At 45.1% G+C, this 18,721-nt stretch carries 20 protein-coding genes; 9 read left to right on the top strand and 11 right to left on the bottom strand.

Annotation, left to right across the window (positions count from 1 at the left end; all coding sequences use genetic code 11):
- The first annotated feature begins 99 nt into the window (after positions 1-99).
- Positions 100-651: a dTDP-4-dehydrorhamnose 3,5-epimerase gene (gene rfbC, locus Q369_RS0125020; RefSeq protein ID WP_031530455.1), complete on the top strand. Its 552-nt coding sequence runs from the start codon at positions 100-102 to the stop codon at positions 649-651.
- Here the strand turns inward: rfbC and Q369_RS0125015 are convergent, their stop codons facing one another.
- From Q369_RS0125015 to Q369_RS0124995, 5 genes are all read right to left on the bottom strand, one after another.
- A complete protein-coding gene (locus Q369_RS0125015) occupies positions 652-1,332 on the bottom strand; it encodes a type 1 glutamine amidotransferase domain-containing protein (RefSeq protein WP_031530454.1) in 681 nt (226 codons plus the stop codon).
- Positions 1,333-1,418: 86 nt separating this feature from the next.
- On the bottom strand, positions 1,419-2,078 hold the full coding sequence (locus Q369_RS0125010) for a response regulator transcription factor (protein WP_031530453.1): 660 nt from the start codon (positions 2,076-2,078) through the stop codon (positions 1,419-1,421).
- 6 nt (positions 2,079-2,084) lie between these two features.
- Entirely contained in the window at positions 2,085-2,948 is an 864-nt protein-coding gene (locus Q369_RS28110; RefSeq protein ID WP_031530452.1) for a sensor histidine kinase, read from the bottom strand.
- Complete coding sequence (locus Q369_RS0125000) at positions 2,935-3,633, bottom strand: hypothetical protein (protein WP_031530451.1); 699 nt, start codon at positions 3,631-3,633, stop codon at positions 2,935-2,937. Before Q369_RS0125000 ends, Q369_RS28110 begins: the two co-directional genes overlap by 14 nt.
- An 18-nt stretch (positions 3,634-3,651) precedes the next feature.
- Complete coding sequence (locus tag Q369_RS0124995; RefSeq protein WP_031530450.1) at positions 3,652-4,068, bottom strand: hypothetical protein; 417 nt, start codon at positions 4,066-4,068, stop codon at positions 3,652-3,654.
- 406 nt (positions 4,069-4,474) lie between these two features.
- Between Q369_RS0124995 and Q369_RS0124990 the strand changes: the two genes are divergently transcribed.
- The 3 genes from Q369_RS0124990 (at position 4,475) to Q369_RS0124975 (ending at position 6,023) form a co-directional block, all read left to right on the top strand.
- Positions 4,475-4,750, top strand: a complete 276-nt coding sequence (locus Q369_RS0124990) for an Rdx family protein (protein ID WP_031530449.1) — start codon at positions 4,475-4,477, stop codon at positions 4,748-4,750.
- Positions 4,751-4,994: 244 nt separating this feature from the next.
- Entirely contained in the window at positions 4,995-5,417 is a 423-nt protein-coding gene (locus Q369_RS0124985; RefSeq protein WP_031530448.1) for an Hsp20/alpha crystallin family protein, read from the top strand.
- Positions 5,418-5,690: 273 nt separating this feature from the next.
- Positions 5,691-6,023, top strand: a complete 333-nt coding sequence (locus tag Q369_RS0124975) for a hypothetical protein (RefSeq protein WP_031530447.1) — start codon at positions 5,691-5,693, stop codon at positions 6,021-6,023.
- Between the two features lie 45 nt (positions 6,024-6,068).
- On the opposite strand, the gene metG is transcribed toward Q369_RS0124975, so the two are convergent.
- The gene (metG, locus tag Q369_RS0124970) at positions 6,069-8,138 is read right to left on the bottom strand and encodes a methionine--tRNA ligase (RefSeq protein ID WP_031530446.1); all 2,070 of its coding nucleotides are present in this window, start codon (positions 8,136-8,138) and stop codon (positions 6,069-6,071) included.
- Between the two features lie 397 nt (positions 8,139-8,535).
- Between metG and Q369_RS0124965 the strand changes: the two genes are divergently transcribed.
- The 3 genes from Q369_RS0124965 to Q369_RS0124955 all read left to right on the top strand — a co-directional run bounded on the left by Q369_RS0124965 (position 8,536) and on the right by Q369_RS0124955 (position 11,668).
- Complete coding sequence (locus tag Q369_RS0124965) at positions 8,536-9,078, top strand: hypothetical protein (RefSeq protein WP_157488312.1); 543 nt, start codon at positions 8,536-8,538, stop codon at positions 9,076-9,078.
- Positions 9,079-9,184: 106 nt separating this feature from the next.
- The gene (locus tag Q369_RS0124960; protein ID WP_031530444.1) at positions 9,185-10,183 is read left to right on the top strand and encodes an NAD-dependent epimerase/dehydratase family protein; all 999 of its coding nucleotides are present in this window, start codon (positions 9,185-9,187) and stop codon (positions 10,181-10,183) included.
- 78 nt (positions 10,184-10,261) lie between these two features.
- A complete protein-coding gene (locus Q369_RS0124955) occupies positions 10,262-11,668 on the top strand; it encodes a tetratricopeptide repeat protein (RefSeq protein WP_035333829.1) in 1,407 nt (468 codons plus the stop codon).
- A gap of 4 nt (positions 11,669-11,672) precedes the next feature.
- On the opposite strand, the gene Q369_RS0124950 is transcribed toward Q369_RS0124955, so the two are convergent.
- The gene (locus tag Q369_RS0124950) at positions 11,673-12,794 is read right to left on the bottom strand and encodes a glycosyltransferase family 4 protein (protein ID WP_031530442.1); all 1,122 of its coding nucleotides are present in this window, start codon (positions 12,792-12,794) and stop codon (positions 11,673-11,675) included.
- An 89-nt stretch (positions 12,795-12,883) separates the two neighbouring features.
- On the opposite strand from Q369_RS0124950, the gene Q369_RS0124945 reads away from it, so the two are divergent.
- Positions 12,884-14,173, top strand: coding sequence for a M16 family metallopeptidase (locus Q369_RS0124945; protein WP_035333828.1), 1,290 nt, complete (start codon positions 12,884-12,886; stop codon positions 14,171-14,173).
- A 51-nt stretch (positions 14,174-14,224) separates the two neighbouring features.
- Here the strand turns inward: Q369_RS0124945 and Q369_RS0124940 are convergent, their stop codons facing one another.
- A complete protein-coding gene (locus Q369_RS0124940; RefSeq protein ID WP_031530440.1) occupies positions 14,225-15,481 on the bottom strand; it encodes a M16 family metallopeptidase in 1,257 nt (418 codons plus the stop codon).
- A gap of 145 nt (positions 15,482-15,626) precedes the next feature.
- Between Q369_RS0124940 and Q369_RS0124935 the strand changes: the two genes are divergently transcribed.
- Complete coding sequence (locus tag Q369_RS0124935) at positions 15,627-16,742, top strand: tetratricopeptide repeat protein (protein ID WP_031530439.1); 1,116 nt, start codon at positions 15,627-15,629, stop codon at positions 16,740-16,742.
- Position 16,743: 1 nt separating this feature from the next.
- Here Q369_RS0124935 and Q369_RS0124930 read toward each other — a convergent pair whose 3' ends face one another.
- The 3 genes from Q369_RS0124930 to Q369_RS29355 all read right to left on the bottom strand — a co-directional run.
- Positions 16,744-17,877: an amidohydrolase family protein gene (locus Q369_RS0124930; RefSeq protein ID WP_031530438.1), complete on the bottom strand. Its 1,134-nt coding sequence runs from the start codon at positions 17,875-17,877 to the stop codon at positions 16,744-16,746.
- Positions 17,878-17,884: 7 nt separating this feature from the next.
- Positions 17,885-18,403, bottom strand: a complete 519-nt coding sequence (gene ispF / locus Q369_RS0124925; RefSeq protein WP_031530437.1) for a 2-C-methyl-D-erythritol 2,4-cyclodiphosphate synthase — start codon at positions 18,401-18,403, stop codon at positions 17,885-17,887.
- Between the two features lie 42 nt (positions 18,404-18,445).
- Positions 18,446-18,721: hypothetical protein (locus Q369_RS29355; protein ID WP_035333827.1), on the bottom strand; the 276-nt coding region annotated here is incomplete at its 5' end.

The following is an 18,721-nucleotide window of genomic DNA, read 5'->3' as shown; positions in this document are numbered from 1 at the left end:
TTCGGGAAATATTGCGGCGAAATTACAACGTCTGACAATAGATTCATAAATTTGCCTGACAATAAGATCGCATCCATAATCACTAAGAACAAGATTTTCATGCATATTCGCGAAACATCCATTTCCGGTTTAGTTGAGATTTTCCCACGCATTTTCGAAGACGAAAGAGGGATGTTTTTTGAGTCTTTCAACAAACAGCTATTTGAGAACCTTGGATTGCCGACCCACTTTGTTCAGGATAATCAATCGTTCTCGAAGAAAGGTGTTGTGAGAGGGCTGCACTTCCAGAATGAGCCGTTTGCGCAGGGTAAGCTGGTGCGGGTAATCTCGGGTGTTGTTCTGGATGTTGCCGTTGATATCCGCCCTGATTCGCCGACTTTCGGGCAGTACGAGATATTTGAGCTGCGCGGGGATAAAAACAATTTCGCGTACATTCCGGAGGGTTTCGCGCACGGGTTTGCTGCTGTTGAAGATGCGATATTCAGTTATAAATGCACGAATATCTACAACAAACAATCCGAGTCCGGGATTTTGTGGAATGATCCTGATCTGAACATTGACTGGGGTGTTACCAATCCCAATGTATCCGAGAAAGATCTTGTGCTACCAACACTTAAATCGCTTTTTCCTGATAAGGTGATCAGCGCCTGATCATTTTTCGAAGAGCTCTTCAAGCGCTTTTGAGGCAATCTTTTTAGCTGAGCCGGGATTTTGTCCGGTTATCAGCCGCTCGTCCATTTCAATGAATTCCATAAATGGGATCATGGTTTTGGTATAATGCGCACCGCCTTCTCTGAGCTTGTCTTCCAGATAAAAAGGTACCTCGCTGACAAAGCTCATCAAGGTTTCCTCCATGTTTGAAAAGCCGGTCAGGTATTTGTCCCGGATTAGCAGCGTTCCATCAGAGAGCCTCACATTTAAAAGCGCCGAAACGCCGTGGCTCACTGCTGCCACCATTCCGTTGTGTTCGTAAATGGACCTGGTTATGTCCTGTAACGCAGCATTATCAGTAAAGTCCCACATTGCGCCGTGGCCGCCTGTGAAGTAAACAAGGCGGTAGTCGGAAGGGTGTACCTGCTCTGGCCGAAGCGAATTTTGAAGTTTGTCCTGAAAATCCTTATCCTGCCAGTAACGGGCATTGCATTCATCTTTCAGGTCGAAGCTTCTCTCGTCAATGGGAATATTGCCGCCTGCGGGGCTGGCGAAATCCATTAGGACGCGCCGTTTGATCATTACATCGTAGAAGTGCGTCAGCTCGCTCAGCCATAATCCTGTTTTGGACGGTTTGGTCGGGTAGCTTGCGTGGTTTGTGCAAATGATCAGAATTTTCATGGCGGGCAGCGTGGATGGTTACTGCGCGAAATATACTAAATCCCGGTAAAGCTTCGCAGGATTCACCAGTGATTCAGAAGGATTAGCTATGATAACAGCTGGTTTTTGTACGCAAATGCAACTGCCGCCGCTGTGCTTTTGGTCCCCGTTTTTTCAAGAACGCGAAGCCGGTGCCCCTCCACTGTCCTGACGCTGATAAACAGCTTGTCGCCAATTTCCTGGGTTGAAAGTCCGTCGCAAATCAGTTGCAGCACTTCTTTTTCTCTTGACGAAAGCGCCACATTGCATGCATTCGGGAACAGCGGATGCTTGTTTACCTGCCGGTTGACCATCTTCCGGTGCATTGCCTTCGATACAAAATCATTGTAATAAAAGCCTTCTTCATCTACCCGGCGAATTGCTTTTTCGACTTCGTCCGGACTGGTGTCTTTCAATAAATAGCCCTGCACACCTTTTTCAAGCATGTGAATTACGAAGCGGTCTTCATTGTACATGGAAACAACGATCACCTTGATATTCGGAAATCTTTCGAATGCAGCTTCGGTAGCCTGGATTCCGTCCATGACCGGCATTTGCAGGTCCATGAAGACAATGTCGGGCGTATTGCCCGGCAGCCGGTCGAGCAACTCCTGGCCGTTGGCGGCTTCAAGTATAAATTCAAAGTCGGGAATGCCGCTCAGCATGGATATAAATCCTTTTCTGAATAATTCGTGATCGTCGGCAATGCCCAGTTTAAGCGTTTTCATATTGATTTATGCATTCACTTTTTCTCTGCGGAACGGATGTAGCGGCTCAGGTTTGTTTTCTGAAATAGGCATGACCGGAATGCGCGCGCAGGCACTTGATCCGCCTTTTTCCGGTTTTTCGTAGTAAACAGTTCCGTTTACTATCGCCAGCCGGCTTTCGATACCTAATAACCCCAGCCCCGCCAGATTATTTTCCTTGATTTTTTCGGGATCAAACCCGACTCCATTATCAGTAACACGTAACCCGATCATCTTGTCGTCGATCTCAAGAGAAATTTCGATACTTGAGCAGCTTGCATGCTTGATCGCATTGTTGACGAGTTCCTGCATAATGCGGTACAATGTCAGTTCCAGCTTTTGTCCCTGGCGCGGGAATTCGGCCGTATTGGATTGAAAAGAGATGACGAGGTTGTTATCTTCTTCTAATTTATCAATAAATTCTTCAATTGCTTCCAGCAAACCGAAACGTTCCAGGGTAGTAGGTACCAGGTCCCTGGTAATGCGGCGCACATGGAGAATTGTTTCTTCCACAAGCGACTGCGACTTTTTCATAATCTGCTCCTGCTTCTCGTCATCGGAATTGCTGACCAGCTTGCTTAGCTGATTGAGACTCAGCTTGGTCAGCGAAAGCATTGTTCCGATGTCGTCGTGCAGATCCTGGGCAATGCGCCTCCGCTCCGTTTCTTCGGAATTGAGTGCGGTATCCAGCAGGAGGCGGTTGTAGTTTCTTTCTATTTCACTGATTTTCTTTTCTTCCTCAAACCTTCGTTTCTGATAGTACATGACAAATGAGATCACAAAAAATGCCATCATCAGCATTGCAATCAATGCTATCAGTAATGCGAGCTTTAGTTCTTCATAGTTCTGCATGCTGCGGCTTGGGGAATTGTGCTATTCCAATGCTAAAAAGAATGAGACTTACGCTTTCAAACATGTAGGGTACGTAAGTAAAAAAACCAATTTCCAGCCACTCTTCCCATCTGGAAGAATAATGAAGTACTGGCGCAATAAAAAGAAAACTCGAATAATAAATCAACAGTCCTGAACATACCCAAAAGAATGGATACGTCAGCAGATTGGGGATTTTTAGTGCGCGGATTGTATTGTAAAAATAAAGTAAAACCCAGAATAACATCAAAAGGCTTTCCAATGTCGTAGAGTACAAGACCATCTTGTGGTTATGCATGTCGCTTAACCCGGGGTTTGTACGCAAGGTGTCCCATACAGAGAAGGCCGTAAAGAATGGTATAGACAAGAGTATCCATTTTTTGAGCTGCCTTGTTTCCAGTTCTTTATAGAATAGCAGACTGGAAAGAAAGTACCTGATCGGGACATTGAAATTGTACAGCATTACTGTATTCTTTTTTTGTGAAGCCCAGTCAAACATCACAAAGTCAATCGTGAACTTGACAATCAGGTAAGTTGCCAGGACTAAAAAGGTACTGTCCCTGTAAGCTTTGCGTTGCCAGATTAACATGATCGGCAAAAGTGTCAAAAACACGGGAATACTCGCCAGAGGTTGCCTTTTGAAATAGGAGATATAAATCTCTAGCATTGAACGGATTTTAGAGAATTAACATTGACGAGGACAGATCGGCCCGCCAACCATCGCTTCTTTTTTGGCCGACATATCTTTCATACCGCCGGTCTGCATGCTTTGTGTGAGATCGCGCCCATCCGAGCCGACAGGGACGATAACCAGCCTGGCAGTAGCTTTCTTTCTTCCGTTGCCTCTTACCATCAACTTTTCATCCAATGCATTATCGTCTTCATCCCGCACACCATAGTACACCCTGAACCCGACACAATTCTCTCCGTGTAAACCGATGAGTTCATTAAAAGTGTGTATCCCAAAAAATTCCGCTTTTACAAAGTTTTCACCTCTTCCCATAATCTCGCGTTCCCTGCTCAAATGAGGTCTGGTTAGTTCAAGCGCGTGTTCAGCAGAAATAAGTTGTCCTTCTTTACCGGTAAATTTTTTGACATCCATACGAATAGATATTAGAGAGGATTAATGATTATTTAACATTCGTAAATGTAGACACGGCGCCTGTTAAGACCAAGCTGCGGATTTTCATTTGATTTAACGGTATGGATGGTAAGTAGTTGATTGTCAATGAATATTTGATGTGAGCAGGATAAAATCACGTAATATTACCTGGTTGATCAGGGAGGATTACCAAACGAGGATTGTAAGTTTACCTGCCCTGAAAATCAGGGTATATCACGCTAAAAAAGCGGCTTCTGCTAAGATACTTTTGTAAAGCGTTAGGAAGTGCTTGTCCGCAAGTCTTTCCATCAGGATTAAAGGGTTAGGTTAACACATTCGAAAGCCGTGAGGGATTTCCATCGCGGCTTTTTTGGTTATTTTTGAAAATCTACAACAGCTGATCAGAATGAAACCTACTGTTATTATCGAATATTGTCCCAAATGCGGCTGGCTGCTAAGAGCCGCGTGGATGGCGCAGGAGCTGCTCACGACATTCGCAGAGGATTTGCACGCCGTGACGCTTGTACCTTCGGAAGTGGCTGGCCGCTACACAGTCCATTTGGACGAAACGCTGGTCTGGGACCGGAAGCGGGAAGGGCATTTCCCCGAGCCAAAAGAATTGAAACAGAAGATACGAGATGTAATTGCGCCTGATCGCGGACTAGGCCATAACGACCGCTGAGAAAGTTAAGATCGGACATAATGTCGTAGTAGCAAGAGGTGTAATGCTATTTTGGCCGATCTGGAAATCGTCCTAAATACTTGATATTTTAAAGGGAACGTGTGAATATTTATAACAAACATCAAATCAGTGAATTAACGCGACTTCAAAGTGTCGCAAGCTTGAAAATTTAACCGGAGCTTAATCTTTGGCACACAGTTTTTCGTTAATGGTTAAAAACTTGTGAACCTAAAACGCGATAGCTATGGAAAGCAAACCGAAAATACCACAGGAGATGTTGATGAATATCGATTTTATCAATACAATCAACGGTGGAATGAGCGAGCCTGCTATAAAGCTTGACAAGGGATCAGAAGGGTTTGAAGTAGTTGTGAAAATTCCTGGCATCGAGGTTGAAGATCTCCAATTGGAAGTAGTGAAGGGGAAGAAGAATACCAATAACCTAAAACTTTTTCACTTGTTACCCATATTTTCACAGGATAACCTTCCCGAAGAAGAGCAATGGAAGACAGTTCGTTTCATCAATACCTTCGTTATTCCGGATGGGGTAGATATTGAACATATCTCAGCGAAATATGATGATACGATGCGTCACCTTGTCCTCTTTTTACCCTATGGAAACGAGCAGGGCGATTATCATCGCAAAGTTGATATTGAACGGTGGTAAGAAATTGAAATTTGTATCTAATAAAGTCACTCGGCAGTTACACTGCCGGGTTTTTTTATGCTCTGAAATGAGTCAAGTACCTCTTTCCTTAGCGCATAATGTTGTGTAATGTAACAGGAATGCACTTTTTGGAAGATCTGTATTTCTAATTGTATCCTTCTAACAATTAACATAAACATATGATAAAGATTGGTTAAAATCCGATTAAATGAACGGCTGTTATCTTTATCTTAGCAACGATCTTTTTAATTTCCCCTCTACAAACTCAGCGTTATGAAAAAATCAAACATCTTCGCGTACATCGAGCTGACGAAGCTGATGGACGAGCTTAAAGTATCCGCAGACGGAATGCTTAAGCAAAAACTAAAATCCCAGTCCGCTTATTTCAATATCATTGAGCCCAGATATTTCTCTGATGACCTGATTGGAGAATGGGAGTCGATCCTGAGTATCATCAGACAAAAAGGTGCTAAGACCGATGGTGACGGAAAGGTGATTTCAAATGCGGTGAGCAACACCATTGATCATCTGAGTGAGAGAGAATGTCAGGCGCTGGTTGATAAGATCGGAGCTGTATATGCGCAGGTAAAAAAGGAATTTCAATAATTCAATGGCGGAGTAATTTGTTGACTTCTTACTCCGCCATTTTCCTTAGTTGACAGTACCTCCGTTCCAAACGTCCTTGCCAGGCTGCACGAAAGCAAGGCTTCCGTCTCGGTCTTCGGCCATCAGTATCATTCCCTGACTTTCCATTCCCATCATTTTGCGAGGGGCAAGATTCGCCAGGTAAAGTACTTTCTTGCCTATTACTTCTTCGGCTTTGAAGTGCTCTGCGATTCCGCTCAAAACGGTCCGCTTTTCGAGTCCGATGTCGACCAGCAGTTTCAGCAGCTTTTTGCTTTTTGGTACATTTTCAGCTTCCAGGATTGTGGCGATACGGATGTCCATTTTGGCAAAATCCTCAAATTGTATCTCCGGCTTTACGGCGGTCACCGTTTTGCTTTCCAGCTCATTCATGCGTTTAGCATCGTGCAGTTTTTGCACCTGCTTTTCTATAATATGGTCTTCAATTTTTTCAAATAGTAACTTTGCCTCCAAAACAGGTTGTCCCGCTGTCAGCAAATCGGCATTCCCTGCATCTTTCCAGGTAGCTTTCAGGCCAAGCTGCTCACTGATTTTAGCGGCGGTAAATGGCAATACCGGTTCTGACACGATCGCAAGGGAAGCTGAAATCTGCAATGCGACATTAAGAATGGTATTAACGCGAGCCGGATCCGTTTTGATCGCATGCCAGGGCTGGGTATCTGCAAGGTATTTATTACCGAGCCGCGCAAGATCCATTATGAATGTAAGCGCCTCCCTGAACCTGTAATTTTCCATTGCTTCCGCAATCCGCGCCGGAAACGCTTCGAGCTCTCTTAACGTATTAGTGTCAATTTCTTCCAGGGCACCGCGGGCAGGCACTTTCCCTTCGCAAAACTTGTGGGTAAGTACCACCGCGCGGTTGATGAAATTTCCATAAATACCTACCAACTCACTGTTATTGCGGGTCTGGAAGTCTTTCCAGGTAAATTCACTGTCTTTTGTCTCCGGCGCATTGGCTGTAAGAACGTATCGTAAAACGTCCTGTTTTCCGGGGAGTTCTTCCAGGTACTCGTGGAGCCAGACTGCCCAGTTACGGGAAGTTGAAATCTTGTCGCCTTCGAGGTTCATGAATTCGTTGGCAGGCACATTGTCAGCAAGAATGTAGTTCCCCTCTGCCATTAACATGGCGGGGAAAATAATGCAGTGGAAAACGATATTGTCTTTTCCGATGAAATGCACCAGCTTGGTTTCACCGTTTTCTGCATTACCCGGCTGCCACCATTTCTGCCAGCCTTCTGCAGAGCCATTTTGCTGGATAAGCCAATCTTTAGTCGCAGAGATATAGCCGATAGGTGCTTCAAACCACACGTAGAGCACTTTTCCATCGGTGTCAGGCAATGGAACCTGAATACCCCAGTCCAGGTCGCGCGTCATGGCGCGGGGTTTAAGCCCGTCTTTCAACCATGACTGGCATTGACCGAATACGTTGGTTTTCCATTCCTTATGCTCGTTGATATATGCTTCAATCTGCGGCTGCATCTTGTCGAGCGGCAGGTACCAGTTTTTGGTTGCTTTCAAAACCGGACTTGCACCCGACAAAGTCGAACGGGGATCTTTCAATTCCAGCGGACTCAGTGTAGAGCCGCATCTTTCGCATTGGTCACCGTAGGCATTTGGATTGGCACAAACTGGGCAGGTACCTACAATGTACCGGTCAGCCAGGAATTGCTGCGCAGTCTCGTCGAAGTACTGTTCCGTAACTTCTTCTACAAATACCTCTTTGTCGTAAAGATCTTTGAATATTTCCTGAGATGTTTCGTGGTGGACTTTCTTGCTGGTGCGTGAGTAAACGTCAAAGGAGATCCCGAGCTCTTTGAATGCCGCATCTATTTGCTCATAGTATTTATCAACAACCTGCTGCGGTGTAAGTCCTTCTTTTTTAGCGCGAATGGTAATGGGGACACCGTGTTCATCGGTTCCGCTGATAAACGCTACTTCCTTTCCGGTAGAGCGGAGGTAGCGAACGTATATATCTGCCGGTATGTAACAGCCCGCTAAATGCCCGATGTGGATTGGTCCATTTGCATAGATGAGCGCTGCGGTTACGGTATATCTGGCTGGATTTGAAATTTGCATTAGGTAAATATTGAAGTATACTGATAAGTGGGTAACCAAAGCCCGGTACCCCTTTTTGATCTGCTAAATTAGCCAAAAAACCTTGCAGTAAAGAGTTGTAAGAGGTGAGCGCTGAAATATTACAATGCAGGAAATAAATTTATCTAATTGCATCACATTAACTATACATTTAGGTACTTTCATAAACCAATCTAAAACCAGTTTCGCCATGCACATACCTGCCTTAATGCCTGCAAAATCAGCCGTACTGGCTACATTGTTTTTATTGGTTATTACCTCTTGTTCCCAAAGGGAAGAAGTAGTGTCAGATTGGCCTACAGAGTACAGTGAGAAATTTCCGACATATAGAACTGTTAAAACAGACAATTTGGTTAATGCTGCTGAGATTGAAAACCAAATGCTTTTGAAACTTGGGGAGAATAGCCCGGTGGAGATTTTGCCGGGAAATAGCACTGTAACTGCAGAAGAACGGAGTGGGGTAGTAGCCTCTTATATTAGTTTTTCGAAAACAGTGCGCCAGGATTCTACAATGCTCCGGTATTTCAGGGACAGATATGCAAGCCAGATTTTGGTTCGATATCAATTTCTTGAATCCAGGGATTATCGGAATATTGCGTTCCTCACAAATGAACTCTTACTATCGGAAACTGGCAGATTTGCCTTAATTCTGGATACATTGGAAAAACTCCAAGGCAACATCGGTAAGGCGGAATATGAAAGATTATTGACCATTACACAGTCGCAGATATCCAAAACTACCGCCTTGCACAAACATGCACAAAACCATTTGTCGGAATTGATCACTACATTGAAAGAGCAACAGCAAAATGGCGAAAGCAGCCCGAGAGAGAAATTCTGGAATGCACAGTTTTCAAACAACAATTTCGCCGAGCGACTTGCATTGCTTGAAAAATATAAAAGCCGGCTAGATGTGCTGTAAGTAGGAATAGCAGTGTATTTCTTAGTTATTACCTCCGTCCACACGGAGGTTTTTTTTGTCCTTAACATTTCAATCCCGAACTTCGGTCAACATTAAATGACCAATCATGAAAGTTCTTATAACTGGTGCAACGGGTTTGGTTGGCAGTGCTGTTGCCCGTAAGTTTCTTCAGCAAAAGCATCAGGTAATTGCATTGGTCAGGCCAGGTGCCGACAAAAGTCTTCTTGCAGACCAGATTCAGCATATTACGTGGACAGAAGGAGATATTCTCGACCTCGGCTCACTCGAAAACGCCATCGCAGATGTTGATTTCGTTGTTCATACCGCCGCAGTAGTATCCTTTATTCCCGCAGACCGCAAGATGATGTACAAAGTCAATGTGGAAGGTACAGCGAATGTGGTTAATGTATGTTTGAAATATCCCGTCAAAAAACTTTGCTACGTCAGCAGCATTGCTGCAATTGGCAGGCCCGATCCGCGGAAAGCAGGTCCAGGCGAGGAAGTGGTGCTTGATGAAACTCATCGCTGGGAAAATTCGCCCGAGAATTCTGAATACGCCAAGTCCAAATACCTGGGTGAGCTGGAAGTCTGGCGTGGCATCGCGGAAGGCTTGAATGCAGTGATCGTTAACCCAACGCTGATACTGGGCGGCGGCGACTGGAATAAGAGCAGTACGCAGATTTTCAGATATATATACCAGCAAAAACCTTTCTACACAGACGGGCTGGCCAACTATGTCGATGTTGAAGACGTGGCAGAAGTGGTTGTCAGGTTAATGCATTCCGATATATCCGGTGAAAGGTTTTTGCTCAATGCGGGGAGCATTTCTTACAAAAATCTGTTCTTTATGATTGCCGATGCAATGAACAAAAAGCGACCCTCTTTCCGGGTGGGTCCCGCGCTGGCGGGAGTGATCTGGCGGGTAGAGGCGGTACGTACCTGGTTGCTGGGAACAAAGCCGCTAATTACCAAAGAGACAGCGCGTTCGGCGGCAAGAAAGGTGACTTACAGGAATGATAAGATCAAAAATGCGCTGAATTTTGACTTCCAACCTATCGAAAAAACGGTGAAAAGGGTGAGCGAAACTTTGCTCGGGAAGATTTGAAATGCGGGGAATTATTTTATATCTTTCTTTCATTAACATAGTGGTGCGTAAGCCCAAAATTCTAATCTAGCGGTCCGTATGATGGAGAAAAATTTCGGGGAAAGAAAGGATTACATGAAGGAGACATTGCTCAGGTTTGAAAAAATGCTGAAAACCAGCGAGCCGGTTTTTTTTGATTTGGACACGTACGAGAAAGTTACCGTACATTATATAGAAAAAGGGGATTGGGATAAAGCATTTAAAGCTTGTGAGTTGGGATTGTCGGATTACCCTTATTCCCTAGATCTGCTATTGAATATGGTCCAGCTTCATGCCAATAGAGGTGAGCATGAATTGGCACAGGAAATTCTTGAAAGAGCTTCCCTTTTCCATCCGGGCGACATAGAAATATCATTTATGCAGGTGGCAATTTCCAATATGATGGGCGAATATGAAGAAGCCCTTGAATTGCTGGATAACCTGCTGCACAGAGTTGAAGATAAAGATGAGATTTACTTTCAGATTGGGCAGACTTACCAGAACTGGGGTAAATACGATGATGCGATCAAGTTTTACAAAAAGTCGCTCAGAAATAATCTGAACAATGAAAGCGCATTGTATGAACTGGCACATTGCCTCGATCTCGTAGGGCAGCTCGAAAGTCATCTAGATTATTACAACGAGCTGGTTGACCGCGATCCATTCTCGCAGCATGCCTGGTACAACCTCGGAATTGCATTCAGCAAGCTCGAACGGTACGAAGATGCGGTAAATGCATACGAATACGCGACGCTTGTCAAGGATGATTTTGCTTCAGCGTTTTTCCAGCTGGGGAACTCTTACATGAACCTGGAAAGGTATGAAGAGGCCAAAGAACAATATCTCCGTGCCATTGAACTGGAAGGCGAACAACCCGAAACATGCTGCTGCTTAGGTACCTGCTATGAAAAGCTCGGCGAGTACGAAACAGCAATCAGGTATTACCGGCAGACCGTCAAGCTGGACAGTCAATGGGACGACGGCTGGTATGGGCTGGGTATCTGTTTCAGTGAACTGGGCAGGTGGTACGAAGCAGTAGGTTTCCTGCGCAAAGCAATTCAGATTACCGAATTGAATCCTGACTATTGGCTTGCACTTGCTGAGACGGAGTTCAAAGTAGGCAATGTGATTTCTGCATTTGAAGCGTTTGAAAAAGCTGCTGAAATAGAGCCTTCCAATCCGGATATATGGCTGAAATGGTCGCATGTACTTTTTGAACAAGGCAATTATGCGCGTGCCTGTGACCTGCTGCAAGCGGCAATAGATGAAATGCCCGAAGAAGCCGATTTATATTACAGAATGGCAGTTTACCAGATCCACGCCGGACAGTACCGCGAGGCATTGGTAAACCTGGAAACAGCATTGACCCTGGATTACGACAGCCACGTACAGCTTTTTGACTTCTTTCCCGATCTGGAAAAACAAAAGGCGCTGTTCCGGATTATCGAACAATACAGAGAAAAATAGAATACTAGCGAGCGATACCAGCGTAAAGGCTGGTAAGCTGGCGGGCGATTTGTTGCGCATCGAACTGCGCAACGTGCAGCTTTCCGGCACCCACGAGCTCAGACCTTAAAGACTGGTCAGTCAGCAAACGGTTCAGTTGCTGGCTGACCTCTTCTGTTTTCAAGGGATCAGCATACAAGCCGCCTCCGCCGCCCGCTTCTTCCAGGCAGGAGCCTTTCGCCGACAGAACAGGAACGCCGCTGTGCAACGCTTCCAGGATCGGAATGCCAAAACCTTCGTAAACAGAAATATATGCAAATACAGTAGCTTGCTGATACAATGCAGGCAAATGTTCAGACGGTATGTTATGCAATACTTTTACCCGGTTTTGAAGCTTGCAGCTAGCTATACTTTCGTTGATTTTGGTTAAATAAGGAGTCGCTTTTCCGATCAGTACCAGATCGAATTCATTTGCATTTGAGCGGGCAAATGCCTCTACCAGCCGGTGCTGGTTTTTCCGCTCTTCCAAAGTTCCGACGCACAATACGTAAGGTCTGTTCAGCTTATACTTTTGCAGGATCTCTGCCTTCGATCTTTCACCGGCAGGTTGTTTGAAAATGGAACTGCTATCCTGGTAGATGACCTCAATTTTGCTTTGGTCCACCTGGTACAGATCCACCAGGTCGCGTTTTGTTTGTTCACTAACAGCAACTACTTTGTCGGCACGTGTGCAGGCGGATCGGAACTTATGCCGGTAGATCAACCTGTCAGCGGGTTTAAAATGATGCGGTAACCGTTCAAAGATGAGATCATGGATTGTGACTACTGATCTGATGTTCCGTTCTGACAAACCCTGAGGAATTTCATTACTTAATCCATGAAAAAGATCAACCTTTTCTTTACTCAGCTGGCTCGAAATGCGCGAATACCGCCAGTAAGAAGATAATTTTCTATCGAGCCAATTTTCAGGGTAATGGATTGATCCTGAGGGGAAATCCGGAAAGAGATTTTGCGTGTTCCTGGGTGTATAAGCAAGGTATTCATTCGCTCTTTCGTGGCGCAAAAGTGCTTCCAGGATAAACCTGCTGTAATTTCCGAGGCCTGTTTTATTAGCAAAGGCGCGCTTGGCGTCAAATCCGATACGCATAAGTGGGGATGCAAGGGTTTCCGGGCAAAAGTCTGTAATTTTGTTTATACCGCCGAAAATTATTGGCGGCTATTTTGTGTTAATCAGGAATGAAGAGAAATAACGTTCGTAAGCGGGGCAACCCGAAATCATCCTCCCTTTCACTTACCGAAGAATACCAGATACATACGCTTGCCAACGGAATCAGGATAGCCCACAAGCAGGTTCCGCACACGCAAATCGCGCATTGTGGCATCATGCTGGACATAGGTAGCCGCGACGAAATGCCATTTCAGCAGGGTTTGGCGCATTTCTGGGAACATATGGCTTTCAAAGGCACCGAAAAACGCAGCTCTTACCACATCATCAACAGATTGGAAAATGTGGGCGGCGAGCTCAATGCTTACACTACCAAGGAGAAGATCTGTTTTCATGCGTCTGTGCTCGATGATCATTTCGAGAAAGCGATGGATTTGCTTACAGATATAACTTTCCATTCCGTATTTCCTGACAAACAGATCGAGCGCGAACGGAACGTAATCCTCGAAGAAATGTCCATGTATGTTGACTCGCCGGAGGATGCAATACAGGATGATTTTGATCAGCTTGTATTTCCCGGGCATGCTTTGGGGAATAACATTCTGGGTACGGCTGAAACTGTCAATTCATTTGGCCGCGAGGAGCTTTACAAGTTTATTAATGATAATATTGATACCGAGCGCATTGTAGTGTCGTCGGTGAGCAGGCTGCCTTTTTCGAAAGTGATCAAGGTAGCTGAGAAATACCTGGGCGATGTGCCGCATCGGAAAACAACGCGGGTACGTACGCCACCGGCTGCCTACGTACCGGTTCAGCAGCAGAAGGAACGCGCTATTTCGCAGGCGCAATGTGCAATGGGACAACCTGCATACGCATTGCTCGACGATAAGAGGTTACCGTTTTTTATGTTAGTAAATCTGTTGGGCGGTCCGGGGATGAACTCCCGGTTCAACTTATCCCTGCGTGAAAAGTATGGTTTTGTGTATTCCATAGAAGGAAATTACACACCTTATCTCGACACCGGTTTTATGGGGATCTTCTTTGGGACTGAGAAAAAACAGCTTAATAAAAGCATTTCGCTAATTCACAAGGAACTAAAACGCATCCGCGAGGTGCCGCTTTCTGTGTTGCAGCTGCATCAAACCAAAGTTCAGTTGATGGGACAGCTGGCAATGTCGGAAGAAAGTAATATGAGTTTTATGCTGATGATGGCGAAAAGCCTGCTGGATACCGGGCGGGTGGACTCACTTCCTGAAATATTCGCTGAGATTGAGCAAATCACTTCACAGCAGTTACAGGATATAGCACGGGAAATGTTCAACGAGCAAAATTTTAGCTACCTGACTTTTCTGCCCGAGTAAGTTTTAAATCGAAAACCAAACGAGCCGCTGCATTGCAACGGCTCGTTTGGTTTATATCAATACCGGTTCTTTTGCTTCGACTCTGTAATATAAGGTGGAAGCATTGGCAGGTTTCAGAATGTCTTTCGCGGCTGAGTGAATGTCGGCCGGAGTGAGGTTCCGGATAATTTCCGCATCTGCATTAGCCCAATCTACATTGCCCCCATTGGCTGCAAATGCGAGGTTCATGGCGCGGTTCAGCAGCTCTACCTCGGAGAATGCGATTGAAGCTTCCGACTGGTTTTTCACTTTGGTAACCTCTTCTTCGGTTGCCCCACTTTCTATGATCTCCTGTAAAACTTCATCAACCGCATTGTCCGCATCTTCCAGTGTTACACCCGGATTCAGGTTTCCTTTGATCATCAAAAGTCCGGGATCCAGTGAGGAAGTTACACTTGCATTGATACTGTTGAAAAGAGACTTTTCCTTCAATAATTTTTGGTACAATCTCGAAGACTTACCACGCCCTAAAATGTCACTCAGCAGGTCAGCAGCGTAAAATCCATCTTCATATCTGCCCGGCATGTGGAATACCTTGACCAGCGAGTTAAGCGGGACAGCTGCCGAAGTTTCCAGAAAACGGGCTTCGGTTTGCACAGGTTCTTTCGGGATATTTCGGATGTAAGCAGCCCCGGCCGGGATAGGGCCAAACCATTTTTCGGCCAGTTGCTGTACCTTCTCAAAGGTAACAGCGCCAGCAACGACCATAATTGCATTGTTCGGTCTGTAAAAACGGAAGAAGAAATCTTTCACATCGTCCATTGTCGCACGTTCGATATGACCGATATCTTTTCCGATCGTAGCCCAGCGGTAAGGGTGTGCCTTGTATGCGAGTGGCCTCAATTTCAGCCACATATCCCCGTAAGGCTGGTTGAGATACCTTTGTTTAAATTCCTCAATCACGACTTTCCGCTGCACTTCAAGCACATTGGGATCAAAAGATAAACTCAGCATTCTGTCTGATTCCAGCCAAAAGGCGGTTTCAACATTCTCCGCAGGAAGCGTGATATAGTAATTGGTAATGTCGGGCGAAGTAAATGCATTGTTCTCGCCGCCTACATTCTGCACCGGAATATCATAGTTGGGAATGTGCTGAGAACCGCCAAACATCAGATGCTCAAACAAATGCGCAAACCCGGTCCGCTCTTCATCCTCATCACGCGAACCCACATTGTAAAGGATATTAACTGCCGCCATCGGCGTCGAAAAATCCTCATGAACAAATACTTTCAGGCCGTTGTCCAGCGTAAACTGCTTATAGCGAATCATAATAGTCGATCTGACGAAATTTTATTTCCAGGTACAGGTGGCTAAATTAAGTTAGCTCAGAAACCCATCACCTGTAAATAGGGTTATAAACAAAGCTAACGTTCAGCTGGGATACCACCAAACCATTTGAGTTAATAGTCTTACCATGCAAACCATATTACGCATACTCTTTTTGTTTCTCTGTAGTTCCATTTCATTTGATATACAAGCGCAATTACTCAACGATCCCGCAACGCTCAAAAACGTTCAGAATAGTCTGGATAAAATCTATAATTATGAATTCGAAGAGGCGGAAACTTTCATTAACCTGGTAGAAAAAAAGTATCCCGATCACCCCGTCTCCCACCTCCTCGACTCCTTTGTTCTGTTCTGGAAATACCTGCCTATCAAAGACAATCCGACGAAATCCAAAGAATACGTCCGGAAGCTGGACTTATGCCTGCAAGCAATTAACAAGAAGTACGGGAAAAACAGTCTTGATCCGGAAGCGGTGTTTTATACAATGGTAGCGAGGGGTTACCTGGCTATGATGTACAATTACCGTGGTGAAATGATGAATGCGGCAGGGGAGGGTAAAAAGGCTTATAACGCTTTTGTGGAAGGACTGAAACTGATCAGTAAAAACCCGGAATTTTACTTTACCTCGGGCATGTACAATTACTATGTGGAGGTATATCCGGAGGAACACCCGATTGTAAAACCAGTGTTGCTTTTCTTCAAAAGTGGTGATAAAGCATTGGGATTGAAGCAAATGGATTTAGGTACCAAAATGGGCACGATTACGAAAGCTGAATCCTGCTTTTATATTTCCCATGTATACCTGAAATATGAATCAAAGCCTGAAAAAGCGGTGGGTTATATGGAAAAGCTGGTGAGCCTTTACCCTAAGAACCCATTGTTTTTGATGAAAAACATCGAGTCGCAGCTACTTGCAGGTAGGTACGATGCGGCCAGGAGAGAGCTTGCGGATTTTAAGAGATATAATGCAGGGTTTTATCCCCTTGCTTTCCATTCATTCCAGGGTTTATTGGAGGAGAAAGCGGAGCGCAACGATGCTGCGGCTCAGAGGGAATATTTGCTTGCGCTTAAAACTCCGCACGATGCGCAATACACCAAAGAGTACCATGCATTTGCATACGCAGGCCTGGCCAGGATCGCAGCGCGCGCAGGCAATAAATCAAAAGCAAAGGATTATTATAAGAAATGCCTTGAAAAAGCTGAGTACCGCGCTCTGATCAAGGAAGCGAAAGCATTTAAGTGATTTACTTCGGGAACAAACTCTTGTCCAGGCCGGGGATAATCTTCAATGCATTTTTATAGTAAAGCTTTTTCAGAACTTCGTCAGAAAGCCCCATTCCGTACATTCGCCAAAATGCGTGGTATTTTTTGTGATATGGAAAATACTCGTCTTCCGTTTCAAGTACCCTGAAATAGGTGGCGTATTCAGACGGTACCCAGCTGTCTTTCCCAAATAAAACCCTGTCCTGGTACTTATCAAAGAACTTTTTTGCAGTGCGGGGTTGTCTGCCAAGTTCCGCAATAACAGCGCCGATTTCAACATACATATTCGGGAACACGACCATCAGGCTGTCCAGCTTTTTCAGGTTATTGGGATACCAACCCATGTGTGCATTGATAAAGGTCGTTTTCGGGTTTTTTCTAAAAATATGGTGCTGTTCCGCAATCAGTGAATCAAATGGAACAGGATCATTGGGGCCGCGTCTTCTTCCCGGGTGTGTTTTAAGTTCAAGCCAGCGTTCATTGTAACGGTCCATCGGGTCCCAAAAAGAAGGTACATCGGCTGTGTGGATCAGCACCGGTATACCCAGTTCGCCACATTTCTGCCAAACGGGCTGCAGTCGCGCGTCGCTTACCGGCACACGGTTTCCTTTATCATCTTTAATGCCGCTAAAACCCAGACTTTTATAAATCTTCAAACCTTTCGCACCCATTTTTACATCTTCTTCCAGCTGCTTTACAGCCTTTGCACTCCAGTCCGCGTCGCCGAAACCTTTGAATTGCAGGTTTGTGAAAACGGCAATGCGCTTAGTCTGGTTTTTAGCGATGTTTTCCAGCGAGCCTTTGAGTGTAGCCGTCCCTTCGCTCCATTCCTGCGACCATCCCCGCCCACTTAAGTTGACCATAATACCCATATTCAGGCTGTCCATTTGCTTCACCAGCGCGTTCAGATCCTGGGTCGCCATTTGGTACTGGTGATTATGTACGTCTATAAATGGAAATTTCGCCCTTTTCAAAAGATGTTCTTCCACTTTCAAAGTTGAAATGGGATCGTATTCTTCGAAACCAAGCGGCTGAGTTACTTGTGAAGGTTCCTGCGCTTTGCAGCTGAAAATAAAAGCAATAAGTACAAGCAGAGTAAGGGAAAGGGTTTTCATTAGGAAATTACAGGGATGAGGCTAAATTTAGTTTTGAAAATGTGCTTTTCGAATAGATCAATGCGACGCAATGTGCGGCGATACCTTCTTCACGTCCTACAAAGCCAATGTGCTCGGAGGTGGTCGCCTTAATGGAAATGTCTTCTTCCGGGATCGCAATCACCTCTTGCAGGCAGGCTTTCATAGCCGGAATATGCGGGTTCAGCTTTGGGTTTTGCAAGACAACGGTCACGTCTATATTTCCGACTTCAAAACCTTTTTCTCTGATCATTTCCAGCACTTTTGAAAGCAGTATCTTGCTGTCAACGCCCTTCCATTGCGGATCTTTATCAGAAAAATGATAACCAATATTGCGCATATTGGCTGCTCCCAGCAGCGCGTCGCATATTACATGGCAAATGATATCTGCATCAGAATGCCCCTTGGCACCGTGTGAATGCGGGATCTGAATACCGCCAAGCCAAAACGGCCTGCCTTCTTCCAATTGGTGAACATCGTAGCCTTGACCTACGCGGAATGGAAACATATATTTTAGTGATAATGGGAAATAGTATTTGGTATTAGTGTTCTATCGACGTCTCAATAGTTCAATGTTCCGTTCCATCCGTTCAAACCGGGTGATTAAATCCTGAGATAATTGCGTGATCATCTCCTTAGCATCCGAACTACTTTTTTTGATGTCAAAGCTGTTTCTCTCAATTGCGCTGGTGTTTTGTTCAGTTGCAGCTTTAAGTTGCTCGATCGCGCCACTATGCGTTTCAGTTGCAGCTTTAAGTTGCCCTATTTCAGCGCTATACTTTTCAATCGAGACAGTGTTTCGGTCTGTTGCAGCTTTAAGTTGCCC

The sequence above is a fragment of the Dyadobacter crusticola DSM 16708 genome, assembly GCF_000701505.1.
In the GTDB taxonomy this organism is placed as follows: Bacteria; Bacteroidota; Bacteroidia; order Cytophagales; family Spirosomataceae; genus Dyadobacter; species Dyadobacter crusticola.
Note: the sequence above shows the minus strand (reverse complement) of the source record. Positions and strands in the feature narration are given on the sequence as shown.